16 protein-coding genes are annotated in these 17,637 nt (G+C 69.9%); 7 read left to right on the top strand and 9 right to left on the bottom strand.

Features of this window, described 5'->3' with window-relative positions:
• Genes MET9862_RS03555 through MET9862_RS03540 form a run of 4 tightly spaced genes read right to left on the bottom strand, consistent with a single transcriptional unit; the run spans position 1 to position 4,849 of the window.
• Positions 1 to 1,419, bottom strand: a complete 1,419-nt coding sequence (locus MET9862_RS03555) for a M20 family metallopeptidase (protein ID WP_142581732.1) — start codon at positions 1,417 to 1,419, stop codon at positions 1 to 3.
• 40 nt (positions 1,420 to 1,459) lie between these two features.
• Positions 1,460 to 2,419: an ABC transporter permease gene (locus tag MET9862_RS03550; RefSeq protein ID WP_142581731.1), complete on the bottom strand. Its 960-nt coding sequence runs from the start codon at positions 2,417 to 2,419 to the stop codon at positions 1,460 to 1,462.
• A complete protein-coding gene (locus MET9862_RS03545; protein WP_142581730.1) occupies positions 2,416 to 3,330 on the bottom strand; it encodes an ABC transporter permease in 915 nt (304 codons plus the stop codon). Before MET9862_RS03545 ends, MET9862_RS03550 begins: the two co-directional genes overlap by 4 nt.
• 7 nt (positions 3,331 to 3,337) lie before the next feature.
• Entirely contained in the window at positions 3,338 to 4,849 is a 1,512-nt protein-coding gene (locus MET9862_RS03540; RefSeq protein ID WP_142581729.1) for an ABC transporter substrate-binding protein, read from the bottom strand.
• A 161-nt stretch (positions 4,850 to 5,010) separates the two neighbouring features.
• Between MET9862_RS03540 and MET9862_RS03535 the strand changes: the two genes are divergently transcribed.
• Complete coding sequence (locus MET9862_RS03535; RefSeq protein WP_142581728.1) at positions 5,011 to 5,928, top strand: LysR family transcriptional regulator; 918 nt, start codon at positions 5,011 to 5,013, stop codon at positions 5,926 to 5,928.
• Positions 5,929 to 5,961: 33 nt separating this feature from the next.
• On the opposite strand, the gene MET9862_RS03530 is transcribed toward MET9862_RS03535, so the two are convergent.
• Positions 5,962 to 6,234: a hypothetical protein gene (locus tag MET9862_RS03530; RefSeq protein WP_142581727.1), complete on the bottom strand. Its 273-nt coding sequence runs from the start codon at positions 6,232 to 6,234 to the stop codon at positions 5,962 to 5,964.
• Positions 6,235 to 6,587: 353 nt separating this feature from the next.
• Here MET9862_RS03530 and MET9862_RS03525 point away from each other — a divergent pair, with 353 nt between their 5' ends.
• The gene (locus MET9862_RS03525; protein WP_142581726.1) at positions 6,588 to 6,935 is read left to right on the top strand and encodes a hypothetical protein; all 348 of its coding nucleotides are present in this window, start codon (positions 6,588 to 6,590) and stop codon (positions 6,933 to 6,935) included.
• On the opposite strand, the gene MET9862_RS03520 is transcribed toward MET9862_RS03525, so the two are convergent.
• The 4 genes from MET9862_RS03520 to MET9862_RS03505 form a co-directional block, all read right to left on the bottom strand.
• On the bottom strand, positions 6,905 to 7,588 hold the full coding sequence (locus MET9862_RS03520; RefSeq protein ID WP_142581725.1) for a response regulator: 684 nt from the start codon (positions 7,586 to 7,588) through the stop codon (positions 6,905 to 6,907). The genes MET9862_RS03525 and MET9862_RS03520 overlap by 31 nt on opposite strands.
• A 371-nt stretch (positions 7,589 to 7,959) precedes the next feature.
• A complete protein-coding gene (locus MET9862_RS03515; RefSeq protein ID WP_142581724.1) occupies positions 7,960 to 9,243 on the bottom strand; it encodes a glycoside hydrolase family 16 protein in 1,284 nt (427 codons plus the stop codon).
• Positions 9,244 to 9,321: 78 nt separating this feature from the next.
• On the bottom strand, positions 9,322 to 10,767 hold the full coding sequence (locus MET9862_RS03510) for a hypothetical protein (protein WP_142581723.1): 1,446 nt from the start codon (positions 10,765 to 10,767) through the stop codon (positions 9,322 to 9,324).
• Positions 10,768 to 10,792: 25 nt separating this feature from the next.
• Positions 10,793 to 11,926, bottom strand: coding sequence for a glycosyltransferase (locus MET9862_RS03505; RefSeq protein ID WP_142581722.1), 1,134 nt, complete (start codon positions 11,924 to 11,926; stop codon positions 10,793 to 10,795).
• Positions 11,927 to 12,131: 205 nt separating this feature from the next.
• Between MET9862_RS03505 and MET9862_RS03500 the strand changes: the two genes are divergently transcribed.
• From MET9862_RS03500 to MET9862_RS03480, 5 genes are read left to right on the top strand one after another with little or no spacing between them, the layout of a single operon-like run.
• Positions 12,132 to 12,899 carry an HAD family hydrolase gene (locus MET9862_RS03500; protein ID WP_142581721.1) on the top strand — a complete coding sequence of 256 codons (768 nt, stop codon included), beginning with the start codon at positions 12,132 to 12,134 and terminating at the stop codon, positions 12,897 to 12,899.
• Entirely contained in the window at positions 12,896 to 14,152 is a 1,257-nt protein-coding gene (locus tag MET9862_RS03495) for a glycosyltransferase (RefSeq protein ID WP_142581720.1), read from the top strand. The genes MET9862_RS03500 and MET9862_RS03495 overlap by 4 nt, the downstream gene beginning before the upstream one ends.
• Positions 14,152 to 15,270 (top strand): glycosyltransferase family 4 protein, encoded by a 1,119-nt coding sequence (locus MET9862_RS03490; protein WP_142581719.1) that lies wholly within the window; start codon positions 14,152 to 14,154, stop codon positions 15,268 to 15,270. The genes MET9862_RS03495 and MET9862_RS03490 overlap by 1 nt, the downstream gene beginning before the upstream one ends.
• Before the next feature lie 5 nt (positions 15,271 to 15,275).
• Positions 15,276 to 16,784, top strand: a complete 1,509-nt coding sequence (locus MET9862_RS03485; protein ID WP_142581718.1) for a lipopolysaccharide biosynthesis protein — start codon at positions 15,276 to 15,278, stop codon at positions 16,782 to 16,784.
• A 49-nt stretch (positions 16,785 to 16,833) separates the two neighbouring features.
• Positions 16,834 to 17,625 (top strand): FkbM family methyltransferase, encoded by a 792-nt coding sequence (locus tag MET9862_RS03480; protein ID WP_142581717.1) that lies wholly within the window; start codon positions 16,834 to 16,836, stop codon positions 17,623 to 17,625.
• Positions 17,626 to 17,637 lie beyond the last annotated feature (12 nt).

Here is a 17,637-nt window from a genome sequence, read left to right as displayed (position 1 = left end):
TCAGGCGTTCCGGCTCGCCCGGCGGGCGATCACCGCCGGCCCCGTCTCGCCGAGGTCCCAGAACAGGCCGGCCATCAGCGCGAGCGCCTCGCGGGTGGACGGCCCGAGCAGGTGCTCGTCGGGGGCGTGCTGCGAGCAGGCGGGATAGGAGTGGGGCACCCAGAGGGTCGGCAGGCCGAGGATCTCCGAGAAGGCGTCGTTGGGCAGCGAACCGCCGAGATTCGGCAGCAGCGCCGGGCGCTTGCCCGTGGTCGTCTCGATCGAGCCGAGCGCCCAGGAGACCCAAGGGTCTTCCACCGGCAGGCGCGTGGCGCGGAACACCTCCGTCCGGCAGGGCCGCACCGCCACCATCGGGAAGCCCTGCGCGTCGAGATGCGCGCGGATCGCCGGCAGCAGGTTCTGCCAGTCGGTGCCGACGACGAAGCGCAATTGCAACGTCGCCTTGGCCGAGGGCGGAACCGCGTTGAGCGGGCCTTCCGGATCGCCGCATTTGAAGGCCAGGACTTCGAGGGCGTTCCAGCCGAATACCCGCTCGGCCGGGCTCAGGCCGGGCTCGCCCCAATCCGCGTCGATCGCCGGCGCGTTCGGATCCTCGCCGACGGTGATGTCGCTGAGCGCCGCGCGCACGCCGTCGGGGATCGGCGGCGGGCGCAGGGCGTCGACCAGGATCCGGCCGCGCCCGTCGACGAGGCTCGCGATGGCGCTCGCCAGCACGGTGCCGGGATTGCGCAGGAGGCCGCCCCAGTTGCCCGAATGATGGCCGCCCTCGCGCAGGTCCACCACGAGTTCGAAATTATAGCCGCCGCGCGAGCCGAGGAAGACGGTCGGACGCTCGGCCTTCACCCGCGGCCCGTCCGAGGCGATCAGGACATCGGCCTTCAGCGCCGCGGCCTCGGCCCGGCAGACCTCGCGCAGGCCGGGCGAGCCCGATTCCTCGCCCATCTCGATGAGCAGCTTGGCGTTGAAGCCGAGGCTGCCGCCGCGGGCCCGCATCACGGCTTCCAGCGCGCCGAGATTGATGACGTGCTGGCCCTTGTTGTCGGCGGTGCCGCGGCCGTACCAGCGCTCGCCCTCGACCACGACGCGCAGGGGGTGCAGCCCCTCGCGCCACTGCTCGGGATAGTTCCGCACGGTGTCGCCGTGCCCGTAGATCAGCACGGTCGGCAGGTCGTCGCCCTCGTGGCGCTCGGCGATCAGGAAGGGCCCGTGGATCCCGTTCGGGTTGTCGAGGAGGCGGGACGTGAAGCCGAGCCGCGCGATCGCCGGCTCGATGAAGTCGGTGAGGTAGGCGGTGAGCGCCGGCACCTGGCCCGGGGCCTGGCTCTCGGTGGGAAGGCCGACCGCATCCTGGAGGGCGGCGAGGAAGCTGCCGTCGTCGAAATGGGCGGCCGCGCGCGCGACGGCGTCGTGTCTGGACATGGGAGGCTCGAAGGTTCCGAGAGGCTTCAGGATTCCGGGATCAGTTGCGGCCTTCCGGGGCCGTGATGTCGCGCACGCCGTCGCCCAACAGGTTGATGCCCAGCACGAGGACGAGAAGGGCGACGCCGGGAATGGTGATCACCCAGGGCTGGAAGAACATGTACGGTTTGCCCTCGGCGATCATCAGGCCCCAGGAGGGCAGCGGCGGCTGCACGCCGAGGCCGAGGAAGGACAGAGCGGCTTCGAGCAGGATGGCGTGGGCCATCTCCAGCGTGGCCACCACGATCAGCGCGTTCAGGATGTTGGGCAGGATCTCCTGGACCAGGATCCGCGCCGTGCCGAAGCCAGAGGCGCGGGCCGCCGCCACGAAATCCTGGCCGCGGATCTGCCGGGTCGCGGCGCGGGTCACCACCGCGAAGCGGTCCCAGAGCAACAGGCCGAGAACCAGCACCACGACCTTCAGCGAGCCGCCGACCAGCGAGGCCATGGCGAGCGCCACCAGCACCACGGGCATCGCGAGCCGCGTGGTGACGACGTAGCTGACCAACGCATCGACGCGCCCGCCGAAATAGCCGGCGAGGATGCCCAGCGTGGTGCCGATCACCCCCGAGATCAGCGCCGCCGAGAGGCCGATCAGCAGCGAGATCTGGCTGCCGTAGATGAGGCGGCTCAGATAGTCGCGCCCGAGCTTGTCCGTGCCGAGCACGTGCTCCCAGCTGCCCTTGGCGTGCCAGACCGGCGGGATCAGGCGGCGGGACACGTCCTGAGCATAGGGATCGTGCGGCGCGATCAGCGGGGCGGCCAGAGCCGCCAGGACGATCAGGCCGAGCACGGAGGCGCCGATCAGGAAGCCGCCATGGCTGAGGCCGCGCCGCAGCGCGATCATCGTGGGCGAGCGGGCCGGGGCGAGCTTGCTCGCCTCTGGAGCGGGCTGCGCCGTCACCGGCGCGGCGGGCGCGAGGCCGGGAGCGGCCGGGGGGAGGATCGGCTGGAGGCTCATGAGCGCAGGCGGGGATCGAGGAGGGCGTTGAGCAGGTCCGCCGCCAGCGTCAGGGCGATGTAGATCATCGCCAGGACGAGCACGATGGCCTGCACCACGGGGAAGTCGTTGCGGGCGATGGATTCCCAGGCGAGCTGCCCGAGTCCCTGGAGGGAGAACACCGCCTCGATCACGATCGAGCCGCCGAGCATGAAGCCGAACTGGACGGCAGCGAGCGCGATCACCGGGATCACGGCGTTGCGGAGCGCGTGGCGGATCAGGACCTTGCGCGGCGGCAGACCCTTGGCGCGGGCCGTGCGGACATAGTCCGAGGCCAGCACCTCCAGCATGCCGTTGCGGGTCAGGCGCATCACCGCGGGCATGGCGTAGTAGCCGAGCGCCACGGCGGGCAGCACGAAGTGCTTCCAGGTGGCATTCCCCGAGACCGGCAGCCAGCGCAGGTTCACCGCGAACACCATGATCAGGGTGAGGCCGAACCAGAAGCTCGGCATCGCCTGGCCGAGGACCGATACCGCGAGAGCCAGCCGGTCGACCCAGGTGTCGCGGCGGACCGCGGCGAGCACGCCGAGGGGGATCGCCACGAACAGCGCGACGCAGAGCGCCACCACGCCGAGGGTCAGGGTGACGGGCAGACGCGCCAGGATCAGGTCGGAGACCCGTTCACGGAAGTAGAACGAGTTGCCGAAATCGAGCTGGAGCGCCTTTCCGGCCCAGGCGACGAACTGGGCCAGAAGCGGCTGGTCCAGCCCGTGCTGCACGCGGATCGCGGCGATCTGCTCGCCGGTGGCCTCGGGCCCGGCGATGGCGGTGGCGAGATCCCCGGACAGGTGGAGCAGCATGAAGCTCGCCACCGAGACGGTCACCGCCACCGCGAGCGCCACGAGGATGCGCCGGAGCGCGAAACTCAGCATGGCCGCCTCACTTCCAGGAGGCCGCGTAGAAGCGCGGCACCTCGTCGGGCTGCGCGGTGAAGTTCAGATCCTGGCTGAAGGCGTAGTTCGAGGGATAGGAGAACATCGGCAGGGCATAGGCCTCGGCCGCGATGCGCTTCAGCGCCTCGTTGTATTTCGCCTTGCGCGCCTCCGGATCGATGCCGGTATCGCCCGCCTGCAGCGCCGCGATCACCTGCGGATCCTTGGTGAGATCCTCCTCGCCGCCGCGGAAATAGACGCCCGTGAAGGCCGAGACGTCGTTGATCGAGAAGGAGCCCCAGGTCTGGAAGCCGATCGAGACCTTGCCGGCCCGCAGCGCGTCGCGGAAGGCGGCGTAGCGCAGATAGTTCAGCCGCGCCTTGATACCGACCGCACGCAGGTAGCCGATCACGGCCTCGGCGTAGTCGCGCTCGCGATAGGCGGCGAGGTCGATCTCGAAGCCGTCCGGATAGCCCGCCTCCTTGAGCAGCGCCTTCGCCTTGGCGGGGTCGTAAGCGTAGCGCGTCACACCGGTGTCGACGCAGCCGACCTGGCCGATGAAGCAGGTCGCGTTCATCACCCGCGAGCCGCCGCGCACGATGTTGTCGACCATCGCCTTGCGATCGATGGCGTAGGAGATCGCCTGCCGCACCCGCGGATCCTTGAGGGGCGACTTCTCCATCGCCCGGCCCATGACGTCGAATTGCAGGAAGCCGACGCGCATGGTCTCGGCCGAGAGCACGGTGACGCCCGGCGCGCTCTTCAGCTGGTCGGCCTGGTCGCTCGGCACGCGCCAGATCCAGTCGATGCCGCCGGTGACGAGCTCGGCCATGCGGCTGTCGCCGTCCGGGATGACGCGGAACTCGACCTTGCCGATCTTCGGCTTCGCGATCGGGCTGCCGGTCCAGTACTGCTCGAACCGGGCAAGCTTGACGCCGCGGCCGCTGTCGACGCTGACGATCTTGTAGGGCCCGGTGCCGACCGGCGCCTTGGCGAAGCCGTCGAGCCCCACCTTCTTGAAATAGGCGGCCGGGAAGATCGGCGTCGGCCCGGCGAGGTATTCGAGCGCGGCTGGGAACGGCGCCTTGAGGTGGATGCGGACCGTGTGAGGACCGGTCACCTCAGTCGACTTCATCCAATCGACATTGCCCTTTGTGACCGTACGGGCTTCGGGCGTCAGCACGTAGTTGAAGGTGAAGGCCACGTCCTCGGGCGAGAGCGGGTCGCCGTTGTGGAAGGTCACGCCCTCGCGAATCGTCAGGTCCAGGGTGACCGGATCGATCCAGGTCCAGGCGGTGGCCAGCATCGGCTTGTATTCGCCGCTCGCCGGGTCGCGGTAGATCAGCGTGTCCCAGGCGTTGCGGGCGAGAATCACGCCCTCGCGCGCGCTGTTGTGGTAGGGGCTGACATTCTCCGGCTCGCTGTCGGAGGCGTAGATCAGAGTGTCGTTGGCCTTCCCGGCAAGAGCGGGCAAGGCGGATGCGGTGAGGAGAAAAGCCGCGAGCGTCTGTCTCAGCATGTCCGATCCGCCTCCGAAGCATGGCCCTGCGCGAACCCCTCTGGTTCCGCTCTTGCCGCTTTTTTCGCCCTGCCAGGATGTTGTGCAGGATCGATCGCAACAAGTAGAATTTGGCGATCTCATCATTGCCGTTCGGGCAAGGCAGATCGGTAAGGCGCTCGATGCAGACGACCAGCCTGCGCTATTTCCTCGCCGTGGCACGCACCGGCTCGATCGCGGCGGCCTCCGGGCAGCTGAACGTCGCGGCCTCGGCGATCAGCCGGCAGATCGCCAACCTCGAAGCCCAGCTCGACTGCGTCCTCTTCGAGCGCCGGCCGCGCGGGATGGTGCCCAGTCCGGCGGGCGAGTTGCTCGCCCAGCATGCCCACCACGTGCTCCTGCGAGCCGATCAGGTGGCGACGGAGATCCGCGAATTGCACGGTCTCGCCCGCGGGCTGATCCGGATCGCCTGCTCGGAGGGCTTCGCGCTCGACCTGGTGCCAAACGTCATCGCGGATTTCCATGCCCGCTACCCCGGCATCCGCTTCGAGGTGACGATGCTGCCGCCGGCGCGGGTGACGCAGGTCGTCGCCGCCGGAGAGGCCGATATCGGCGTCACCTTCTCGATGGCCTCGAACGTGCCTGTCGCGGTGGCCTATCAGGCGGAAGTCGAGATGATCGGCGTGTGCGCACCGGACCATCCGCTCGCCGGAGCACCGCTGATTCAGCTCGCGGACCTGACCGCCTACCCGCTCGCTCTCCCGACGCGGGACACCACCGCCCGCCTCGTTCTCGAGGCGGCCTGCTACGCCGAGAACGTCATGGTCGAGCCGGTCCTCACCTCGAACATCCTCTCGACGCTTCTCCCCTTCGTGCGGCGCACGAAGGGGCTCGCGCTGATGTCGGCCCTCACCGTGCAGACGCCGGTACGCCTCGGAGAACTGGTCCAGGTTCCGGTGCGGGCGAAGACCAGCCTGATGCGCGGGATCGAGGTTCAGACGATGCGCGACCGGCGCCTGCCCCACGCCGTGCAGGCCTTCCTCCGCGACCTGATCGCCGCCTTGCCGGCCGTGGAGCGCGGCCTCGACATGCCAGCCTGAGGCCGGGCGACCTCCGCCCTCCCGGCCGCAGGGTCAGGTCTCGGAACCGGCCAGCATCGGCAGAAGCGCCCGCCGCAGCGCGTCCATCTGCGCCTCGGTCTCGGCCCGCGCCTGGCTCTCGCCGGGATCGAGCAGGGCGCGCAGGCGGGCGACCTCGGCTTCGAGCCGGTCGGTCTCCGCCTTGAGCAGGGCGACCTTCTCCTCCGCGATCCGGGCGCGGGCGAGCGCCTCGTTCCGCTCCTGCTCCCGGACCTGGACGCGGTCGCGCCACATCCGAATCGCGACGGATTCGGCCTCGCCGTGCATGGTCGCCTCCTGCGACGATGAGATCACGGCCTTCGATAGCACGGCTCGGTCGCGGGGCGGTGTCTGTCACGGGCATCGCGGCACTGCGCGGGTCGTCGCAGGGCAGCGGCCTGTATCCGATCACGGTTGCAAGGACGGTGACGCCCGGCCAAGCCGAACTCCGCCCTCGAATCGTACCGATTTCTACACGGCGCCGCCATGGAAGAGGCGAAATCTTCACCTGACCGTTGTCTTGTGAGAGACGCGATTCTCGATCGGGGTCCGCCCCGGCCGCAGCGTCCCACAGTTCGATGGGCCGGAACCGGTGTTCCGGACCGCATGGTCGGCACCGGTGGTGCCACGGAGAGGTGCCGATGTCGGCATTCACGGCCTGCCTGATCGCCGCAGGCGCTGTCCTCAGCGGCCTCACGCGCGTGCATGGGCTCGTCCTCGTTCTGGCCGGCACCGTCCTGGCGGTCGGCTCCGCCGCCGTTCTGAGCCCGGCGCTCGGCACCGGCTACGGGGTGCCGCTCACGCTCGTCGTCGCGGTGGTCGCCCTTCAGGTGGGCTACGGCCTCGGCGTGATCCTGCGCGCCGTGCTCGCCCGCCGCGCCCCGGCGCGCCCGGAGCGCGCGCCGCCCGCGGTCTATCTCGAGGCTCCCGAGGCGGTGCCTCAGGGCCTGCGCCGCTCTCACGACGGCGGGCCGTTGAACCAGCCCTGAAGCATCGCATACTGCACGATCTTGGCCCGGCTGCGGATGTCCAGCTTCTCGCTCGCCCGGCTCTTGTAGGTTTCGATGGACTTCGCGGTGACGCCGAGCTTGCCCGCGACCTCCTTGTTGGTGAAGCCGAGGGCGACCAGACGAAACACCTCGCGCTCGCGCTCGGTCAGCGAGATCGGTCCGCGGGGGCCGCGCAGGCTGATCCGGTTCGCCGGGCCGGCGGCCCCGGTGACGATCTGCGCGGCCACGGCCGGGTCGAGATAGAGGCCGCCGCTGCGCACGGCATCGAGCGCCTGGATCAGGCATTCGGGCGCCGAGCGCTTCAGCACGTAGCCGCGCACGCCGGCCGACACCGTCTCGCGCACGAAGTTGCTGTCCTCGTAGCCGCTGAAGATGATCACCCGCGTCTCGGGGGACAGGGCCTGGATCTGCCGCAGGATCGAGAGCCCGTGCATGCCCGGCATCGCGATGTCGAGCAGGGCGATGTCGGGCCGGACGGCCCGGATCAGGCGCAGCGCCTCCGGCCCGGAGGACGCCTCCTCCACGATCTCGTAGCCGGCGACGGTGGCGACGATCGCCCGAACGCCGCGCAGGCACATGGGATGGTTGTCGGCGATCAGAAGCTTCAGGGAAGTGTCAACAGTAGCAGACATCGCCCGCACGACTCCGATTCGAATGGAACCCCGCCGCATGTGCTGAATCTGTCTAAAAATTCAGCGGGCGGTGGGATTATTTGATCATTCCGCCTTGATTTATAGCCTGCGTAATCACTCTAAGTAATTCTTCGTTCATCATTCTGATAACACATTTCCACGAGTGATCAAATCACAATTGTGCACCGCACGTTGCATGACTTTTTTCCTCATTCCCTGATCGATGATCAGGGCGGGCAGGAGAGCCGGTTGCAGGACTGCTAAAACGGTCGTTTCGACCGGCGGTCGCGACTACACAGGGACAAAGTCCGGGCGTCCGCTTCCGCAACGCACAAGGGCTTGGCCGGATCCGGACCCGACGGGCCGCAACCTCAGCGGTAGACGCGCACGTGGTCGATCCAGAGGTCGTAATAGCCGGACGGGGGGACCGTGATCGGCCAGTCCTGGCTCATGGCGAGCGTCAGCATCATGAAGAACGGCGAGACGGACGCCTTGCGGTAGAGCGGCGCGCGGAACTTCTCGATGCCGTCGAAGTAGAAGACCACCTCGTCGTCGGTGATCTCGACCCCGTAATCGTGGAAGGCGAGCGAGTAGTCCGGCAGGCCGGTGAGGTTCTTCTGCGCGCGCCGATAGCCTTCCATCCGGCTCGACGGGGGCGGCCAGTCATGCTCGGTCGCCACGTAGGAGTTCGTCGCGTGGCCATAGGCCTCGATCACGTCGATCTCCACCGCGCCGTCCGCGGCGCTGTTCCGGATGCCGTGCTGGTCGAGCAGCCAGAAGGAGGACCAAGTGCCGGGGCCGGCGGGCATCATCATGCGCGCTTCGAAATAGCCCTTGCGGAAGCCTCCGCTGACGGACCCGTCCGGAAATCCTGTGGACAGGTGTCCGGTGAGCCAGACCCGGCCGTATCCGGCCGGATCCTTCCAGTCCGGCCAGTGCAGGCTGCGGATCCGCAGGAAGCCGCCCATGATCGTGTAGGGATCGAAGGTGGGGTCGTCGTAGCGCAGGAAGGAGGCCGCGCCGTATTCCTGACCGTCAGGCTTGGGACCGGCATGCCAGACCTTGCGCGAGAGCGAGTCGAAATCGTCGCTCCAGACCAGCGTGCGGCCATGCGCCGGGTGGCCCGGAGGGCGCTCGACCGGCGGCGAGGCGTTCCGGCCACCATCGACGAAGAGGTGGACGCGCAGGTTCACCGCCGTGGTGAAGGCGTGATCGTCCGGCGGCGTGTCCCAGCCGTAGACATCGAGGACGAGCGGGCCGCCCGCCGCGTTCGAGAGGTCGAGCCGCGCCGAGAACCGGCCATCGGAACCGGGCACGGTGCTCGTCCAGACGCCGTTCACCACGAGCGCGACATTGCGCAGGCCTCGCGCAAGTCCGGTGACCTCCAGCGGCCCGGCCCGGACCCGCATCGCCGGATCAGGAAGGCTCGCCGTATAAGCCTCGGGCTTCTGCTTCTGATTGTGCGTCGCCACGCTGGTCGGGCCAGGGCTGAGGAGCTGGAGCGCAACGGGCGGCTCAGGCTGCGCTCCCTGGGAGAGCGCGGTCCCCGCCAGAGCGAGGGTGGCGGCCAGGACCAGACCGACGATCGGGCCCAGGACGGCCAGCGCGGCGCGGGCGCGCCGAAGCCGGGTGTTGTCAGAGGGCAGGCATGACATCGGGGGAACTCCGGGCCGCGCCCGAACGGGCGCATGGTGGGCGTCGCGGGACAACGGCCCGACCGGCCGTACGGCGTCTCAGGCCGGGATCGGCCTCGGTCGCCCGGATAGACGGGGCGACCGGCGCACCGGGAGGGCGCGCGGCACCGGCCGCGTCTCGTCGGCCGATATGGTCGGCGCCGCCGCGAGCGCGGCGCAAATGAAGAACAGCAGGCCAGCATCGATCGTCGTTCCGGCCATGCAGCCGGCGATGAACAGGCCCAGGCAGGACGAGGCCGCGGCCCCGCGGATCGCACGGATCTCGGGATCCGGCTCAGTCCGGGGAGCCAGCAGGCAGGCGACGAAAAAGGCGGCGTAGGTCAGGGCGCCCGGGATGCCGATATTGGCCAGGATGGCGATGACGACGTTCGAGGCCCGGGCGCTGCCGACGCCGACGCCGAGTCCGTAGCTGTCGAAGAAGTTGACGAGAGCCTGTGTGTTCCAGGATCCGCGCTCCATCGCCGAGCTCGACGTGCCCTTCGAGAAGATGAGCTGCTGCAGGATGTCGACGATCATCGTCGTGAGCGCGTCGTTCAGGAGAACGGCGCAGACGACGAGGGTGCCGATCAGGGGGCCGATCAGAAGGAAGCTGAGGCGCGGCACGGTCGCGCGGCCGGTCACGAGCCGCAGCAGACTCGCGGCGAAGACGAGGACGAGATAGACCACGAGGCCGGCATAGGCGGTGGTCGACGTGGACAGGACGAGCGCCGTGCAGAGCAGCAGGGCAAGCGGCCCGGTGATCCGCGTTCGCCAGCCGCTTAGCCAGAGGCTGAAGCTGAAGGCGAACAGGGCGAGCGTCATGCTCGCAAAGGCGGAGGCCTCCGGAAACGAGCCGACGAGGCGCTTGAAGCCGACGACCTCGGCGCTGTCGAGCATGCGGTAGGGGGCATTCCGCATGAAGGCGAGCGCGTCGGCCGTCCCGGTGAAGAAGGTCGCGTAATCGATGAGCCCGAGCACGATGTTCAGGTAGCCCGTCGCGATCAAGGCGTCCGCCATCCAGCGCTTGCCGGCCGCGTCCCGCGCGAAGGCGCAGAAGACGGCGAAGCAGACCGCGTCGCCGACGAAATAGATGGTCTGGGTGAGGTTGCCGCTGACCGGCCCCAGGGGCGTCAGCAGAAGGCCTGTCCCGGCGTCGGTGCGGGCAATGGTGAAGACGTAGGTCACGCCGGCGAAGATCCGCGGCATGAACACCGAGACGAGGCAGGCATAGGCCGCCGTGAGCACGAGCCACAGGCCCGGCTCGGGCCAGCGGATGCTCCGCAGGAGGTACGGCGCTGAATCCCGGCGCAGGCTTACGAGAACGAGGAAGCCGAGGAGGACATAGGCCGGCTGCAGGCCAGACCCGCCGAGCGCCGTGAGCACGGAGGCCGCCGCAGCGCCGAACAGGGTCGCGACGATGCAGGCGGTCAGCGCGAAGCGCCGGCCCCAGAGCAGGCTCAGCAACCCCGCGACGAGCGTCGCGACGCCGATCCACTCGAAGGTCATGCCGCCCAGCCCGCGCTACCGCCCATCAGCCCACCGAGACGAGCGCCGGAGTCGTCGGGCGCCGCCGCTCGGGCTCGGCCAGGACGGAATCCACGAAGGCACGCATGCGCCTCTCGAAGACGGCGGTGGCGTAGCGCTCGGCATGGATGCGGATCGCCTGCGGATTGATCGGCAGGGCCTGCATGCGCTCGACGCCGTCCACGATCGCCGCGATGCTCTGCTCCTCGAAGAACAGGCCCGTGACGCCGTCGACCACGGTTTCGGTGGCGCCGCCGCGGCCGAAGGCGAGGACCGGACGGCCGCTCGCCATTGCCTCGACGGGCACGATTCCGAAATCCTCCTCACCGGGGAAGACCAGGGCGAAGCACTCGGCATAGAGCTGGCGCAGGCGCGCGAAGGGCTGCGGCCCGAGCACCGTCACAGTGGGTCCCGCAATCCGCCGGATCTCGTCGAGCATCTCGCCGCCGCCGACGACGATGAGCCGGCGGCCCATGGCGTTGAAGGCCTGAACGGCCAGATCGGGCCGCTTGTAGGGCACGAGCTCGCCGGCCATCAGCCAGACGCCGTCCCGGCCGGCTTGCGGATCGATGTAGAAGTCGTCCACTGCGACCGGTGGTGGGATCACCTCGGCATCGCGCTGGTAGTAGCGGGCGATGCGCTGGGCGACCGTGCTCGAATTCGCGACGAAGTGATCGACGCGCTGGGCCGAGAGAGCATCCCACATCCGGATGTAGTGCGCCGCCGGCAACATCAGCAGGCGTTTCAGCATCCCGGTCGTGTTGCGGTAGTCGTGGAACATGTTCCAGACGTAACGCATCGGCGAATGGCAGTAGCAGACGTGAACGGACCCGGGCGGGGGCACGACGCCTTTGGCCGGGCCGGATTCGCTGCTGATGATCAGGTCGTAGCCGCGTAGATCGAGCTGCTCCAGCGCCATCGGCATCAGCGGCAGATAGTTCTTGTACAGCTTGGCCGCGAAGGGCAGCCGCCCGATGAAGCTTTCGATCACGCGTCGGCCGCGGATCAACGGGCTCACGGCCTCTGGCTTGTAGACGTGGACGAAGAGATCCGCCTGAGGATAGATCCGGAGCAGGGACTCGACGACCTTCTCGCCTCCGCGCATGCCGACAAGCCAGTAATGGACGATGGCGACACGCATTCCGTCTCGGCCTCTCCAGCGCGGCGGAAACCCACGATCGGACGCTAGGCCCCGCTCGATCGGATGGTCTGTCAGTCGGCTTCCGCGAATCCGTCAGTCTTTTCCCGACACGGAGCGCCCCTTTTCCCGGGTGTGAGCCGGCCCTCGGCTCAGCAAGTGTGCAGGCTCCACGTCCCGGCCGGTCCCGGCCTGGAGAGGAGGCGCGATGCTTCTGCCAGAGAGATCCGCGGCACGGGTGATCTCCTGCGATGTGTTCGACACGCTGCTCCTGCGCGATCACCGCTCCGAGAGCCGGCGCTTCCGCGACATTGCCGCCCTCGCCGCGCAGCGCCTCGCCACCGAGCACGGTATCCTGCGCGATCCCGCCGCGATCTGGAGCGTTCGCGTCGAGGTGCAGCGCCACGCCTACCGTGCCCTCGACCTCGCGCGGCCGACCGGTGACGTGCGCTTCGCCGACATGGTGGACGCCATGGCCCAGGTCCTCGGGCTGTCCGGGCCACCGGCCGCAATCCTGCACGAGGCGGAGATCGCCGTGGAGCGCGCGCAGCTCTCGGCGAATGCGCCGCTCCTCGAATGGCTCGGCGCGGAGGCCCGAGCGGGCGCACGAGTGATTGCGGTGAGCGACATCTATCATGATGCCGCCACCATCGGGCTGCTCCTCGGCGCCCTGTGTCCCCGCCACCCGGTCGCGCGGATCTATACCAGCGCCGACCACGACGCGACCAAACGCACGGGCGCGCTCTTCGCGACCGTGCTGCGCGCGGAAGGCGCGGCTCCAGGCGAGGTGCTGCATATCGGCGACGACCACCGGGCCGACGTGAGCATGCCGCGGGCGCTGGGCTTGCGCACCCTTCAGGTCGTGCGCCCGCGCCACCTGATCCTCCGCCGCCGCACCGATGCCCTGCGCGCGCGGCTCGTCTCGGCGCTGGCCCCTCCCCCGCGCTACGACCGGCCGGGGAGCCGCCTCGCGTGAGGGCGGCTCACCCAGATTCCGCCCTAGCCGACGCGGACAGGTTCGGGCGCGAGGCGCTGGGGCCCGTATTCGCCGAGTTCTGCCTCAGGCTCTGGCTCACCGAGCGCTTCCTGCCGGATGCCGAGGACGCGACCCTGCTGTTCTGCGCCCGCGGCGGCCTGAGGCTGAAGGTCCTCTACGAGCGATTCCTCGCCCGGACCGGTCTGCCCGGGCGCGTCCCCCGCGCCGCGCTCATGGTCTCGCGACTGGTCGCGGCCCGCGCCGCGCTGCAACCGCCGAGCGAGGGCGTCCTGTCGGAACTCGGCCGCGAATTCGCGGGGCGACCGATGACGGAGGTCGCCGCCGCGCTCGCGCAGCGCGGGGACCTGGACCTGCCGGCCGCCTGGGATGCGCCGTTCGCGGGCGACCGTTTCGCGGCCCTGCTCACCGCCGACGAGCCTGCGGCGGCGGCCCTGCGCGCGGCCGTCGCGGAACAGGATGTGCGGTTCCGCCGGCACCTCGATGCCTGCACCGGCGGCCGGCGGCACGGGCTCCTCGTCGATACGGGGCTCTACGGGAGCACGGTCCGCCTGCTGCAGGACGGGATCCCGGCCATGGGCTGGTCGGGCCTCCAGTTCGCCCGCAGCAACTACAAGCGCCTTCCGACCCCACATTTCGCCCGCACCCTCGGCCTCAGCGTCGAGAGCGACAGCTACCGGCCCTGGGAGGTCTCCACCGCGGCCCTCCGCTTCTGGCACCTGATCGAGGCGGCCCTGGAGCCTGACCTGCCGAGCGTGCGCGTTTTCGCGGACTCGGTCGGCGATGCCCCACCACGGGCCAATCTGGAGGTCGCGGGCTGGGAGGCGCGGATCGGGCCCGCGGGTCCCGGCCTGTTCGCGGGCGCCCTCGCCCATATCGAGACGCTTCGTCCCGACGACCTGCCTCGCATTCCGGCGGAGGCGGCGCGCGGCTGGCGCGCCTTCAAACGTGCCGTGGTCTGGCCGGATGCGCGCATGGTCGCCGCCCTCGAACTGGCGGACCGGTCCCGCGATTTCGGCCGGCTCGACACGGTGGCGCAGTTCTCCGAGCCCGGCGGCACGCTCGCGCGAATCCGTGACAGCCTCTGGCGCGAAGGTGCCCTGGTGCGCTGTTTCCCGCGCGCTGGCCGGGCCGGCCTCGTCCTCCTCGAGATCGCGCACGCCGCCCGCACCCTACGGCTGCAGCTCTCGGCCGTGCGGCGCACGGCGCGTCCCGCCCGACAGGGAGCGCCGTGATGCGGATCCTGCATCTCGCCAATCACTGTCATGAGATCGGCAACGGCATCATGAATGTCGCGGTCGACATCGCCTGCCGGCAGGCTGAGGCCGGGCACGCCGTGGCCTTCGCGAGCGGCGGGGGCTCCTATGTGGAGCTGCTCGCGCGGCACGGGGTCGAACACCATCACCTGCCGCAGAACTGGCGTGCGCCGCTCAGCCTGCCCCGCACCGCGATCGGCCTGCGCCGGATCGTCCGCACCGTCGGCCCCGACATCGTCCACGGCCACATGATGACGGGGGCGGTGCTCGCCCGCCTCATCCGCGGCCGCGCGCCCTGGCGGATCGTCACCACCGTCCACAACGAGTGGCAGCGCAGCGCCACCGCGATGGGCGTGGGCGACCGGGTGATCGCGGTGAGCGAGGCAGTGGCGCTGCGGATGGCGGCCCGCGGCATCCCCTCGCGCAAGCTCGATGTGGTCAGGAACGGTCCGCTCGACTCGCCGCGCCGGTCGGACCTGCCCGACGCGGCCGTCCTCGACCTCGGGCGGCCGGCGATCCTCACGGTCGCCGGGCTCTACGAGCGGAAGGGCATCGCCGACCTGATCGCGGCCTTCGACATCGTCGCCGCGCGCCACCCGTCGGCGACCCTCCACATCATCGGCGACGGGCCCGACCGGGCTCGCTTCGAGGCGCTGGCCCGGGCCTGCCGCTCCGGCGAGCGCATCCGCTTCGCGGGCTTCCAACGCGATCCGCGCCCCTGGTACCGCGGCGCCGATATCTTCGTCCTGGCCTCGCACAGCGAGCCCTTCGGCCTGGTCATCGCCGAGGCGCGCGAGGCGGGCTGCGCCGTGATCGGCAGCGCGGTCGGCGGCATCCCGGAGGTGCTGGAGGATGGCCGGGCCGGGCTGCTCGTCCCCTCCGCCGATCCGAAGGCCCTGGCCCGGGCGCTTGGTGACCTCCTCGACCATCCCGACCGGCTCGCGCAGTGGCGGTCGGCGGCGCGGACCGGCCTTGCCTGGCTCGATGCGCGGCGTGTGGCGGCCGAGACCGTGGAGGTCTACGGACGGGCGCTCGCGGCCCTGCCCGGTCGCGCCAGCAGCGCCGGGGTCACGCTCGCCAGCGGAAGCCGGGGTTAGTGCCGATGTCGTCACGCTTCGCCCGGAACTCGCTGTTCAGCACGCTCGGCGGCCTCGCCACCGCGCTCGGCAGCTTTCTCAGCATGGTCATCGTGGCGCGCCTGCTCGGCCCCTCTGGCACGGGCACGATCGCCTACGCGCTCTGGCTCGCCACCCTGGCGGTGACCATCGCGGATTTCGGCATCGTCCAGACCCTGACGCGCTACCTGCCCGAACTGACCGCGGAGGGCGACGACCGGACGGCCCGGGACCTCGCCGCCGCGCTGCTGCGGCCCTGCCTCGCCCTGGCCATCCTCGGCGCGGTCCTGTTCGGGTGGCTCGGCACCGGCGCGGCGGGCCCGACGCCGGACAGCCCCACCCACATCTGGTGGCTGATCGGGCTCCTGTTCACGCTGCAATTCGTGGCGAGCTTCGGCCTCGGCCTGCTCCGCGGGCTGCAGCGCTTCGACACGGCCGCCAAGCTCACCGTGCTGTCCTTCCTGCTGCAGCTCGTCGCGGTCGCGGCCGGCGCCCTCGCCGACGGGGTCGAGGGCGCGCTGCTCGGCTATTGCGCGGGCAGCCTCCTGCCGATCGGGGCGATCGTGGCGGCGCTGCCGCGGCGCCACGCGGTCGATCCGGGGCTGCGCCGCCGCGTGCTGCGCTTCGCCCTCTTCTCCTGGGCGGGCGCGCTCACGGTCGCCTTCGTCTGGTCGCGGCTGGAAGTCTTCTTCCTACAGCGATCGTTCGGCGCGGAGGCGGTTGCGCTGTATACGATCGGCTTCACCTTCTCCAATCTCGCCTCGCAGGGTCCGCTCCTGCTGACGGGCGGGCTTCTCGCCTATTTCTCCGAGAATTTCGGTCAGCGCCGCACCGACCGGATCGGCATCGCCTACACCACGGCGACGCGGCTGATGGCCTTCCTGCTGCTGCCGGCCTGCTTCGGCCTCGCGGCGATCCTCCCGGCCCTGCTGCCCCTCGTCTACGGACAGGCCTATGCCCCGGCCGTTCCGGCAGCCTGCGTGCTGGTGGCGGGGGCGGCGATCGGCGCCACCGGCTCGGTCGGATCCCAGATGATCTACGCGCACGACCGGAGCGATTTCATCTTCGCGAGCGGTCTCGTCGGCGCCGTGCTCACCATCCTGTCCGGCTTTCTGGTGATCCCGCAATTCGGCCTGATGGGCGCGGCCGTCGCGCGGACCGCGATCCACGCGGTGATGCTCGGCCTCGGCGCCTGGTTCATCACCCGGCGCTTCGGTTACCCGATGCCGATGCGCGAGCTCTGCCGGCTGCTCGTCGCCGCCCTGCTCTGCGCGGGCGCGGCCTCGCTCTGCATCCACCTCGTGCGCGATCCGCGCAGCGCGCTCGTTCTCGCGGTGGCGAGCGGAGCCGTCGTCTACATCGCTGCGGTGCGGGCCCTCGGCGCCCTGCCGCAATCCGACATCGAGCGCCTCCGGAGGCTGCTCGGCCGCATCCCCGTCCTCGTGCGCGGGCCGATGTCCGGCCTGCTGACCCTGCTCGCGCCGCGCAGAGCCTGACCGTCGCAGCCCGAATCCGGATCCACCCCTCTCGTTACGGGATTGCAGCATGCTCCAGGTGATGAAGCCCCACGTGAAACAGGTGCTCGGCGGGATCTCGCACAGCGCGGCGCAGAAGAGCTACGTGCGCCAGATCCTGTTCAATGCGATGGCCAAGCGCACCGATGACATCGCGCGGCTGCAGGAGATCGAGGAGGTCCGCTTCCTCGGCCACGTCTTCCTCAATCTGCCTCGGGCCAACGCCCAGATTCTGCAGGATCTCTGGGTGACCTTCGAGACGGGAGGCCAGCGCGACGGCTACTTCGTCGAGTTCGGCGCCACGAACGGGCGCACGAACAGCAACACCTTCCTTCTCGAGGACGGCTACGGGTGGCGCGGAATCCTGGCCGAGCCCAACCCCGTCTGGCACGCCGACCTCGCCCGTAACCGCAACTGCGTCATCGAGCACCGCTGCATCGCGGCCCGCAGCGGGGAGACAGTGGAGTTCCTGGCCACCGACGACCCGGAACTGAGCGCGCTCGCCACCTGCGCCGCCAACGATCACTTCGCCGCGGTGCGCAGCACGGCGCCGCGGATCAAGGTCAATACCCTCTCGCTGAACGACCTTCTGGCGCAGCACGGGGCGCCGCACCGGATCGATTACATGTCGGTCGACACCGAGGGCAGCGAGCTCGAGATCATGACCGCCTTCGATTTCGGCCGCTACGACGTGCGCCTGCTCTCGATCGAGCACAACAACACCGCCAACGAGGCCCGCCTCGACGCGCTGATGCAGGCGCAGGGCTATGTTCGCCGCTTCCCCGAATATTCTCAGTGGGACGCGTGGTACAGGAAAGCCTGAACCACCGCGCCC

It is taken from the genome of Methylobacterium symbioticum (assembly GCF_902141845.1).
In the GTDB taxonomy this organism is placed as follows: Bacteria; Pseudomonadota; Alphaproteobacteria; order Rhizobiales; family Beijerinckiaceae; genus Methylobacterium; species Methylobacterium symbioticum.
The sequence above is the reverse complement of the archived record's forward strand: the minus strand, read 5'-3'. Positions and strand labels throughout refer to the sequence as shown.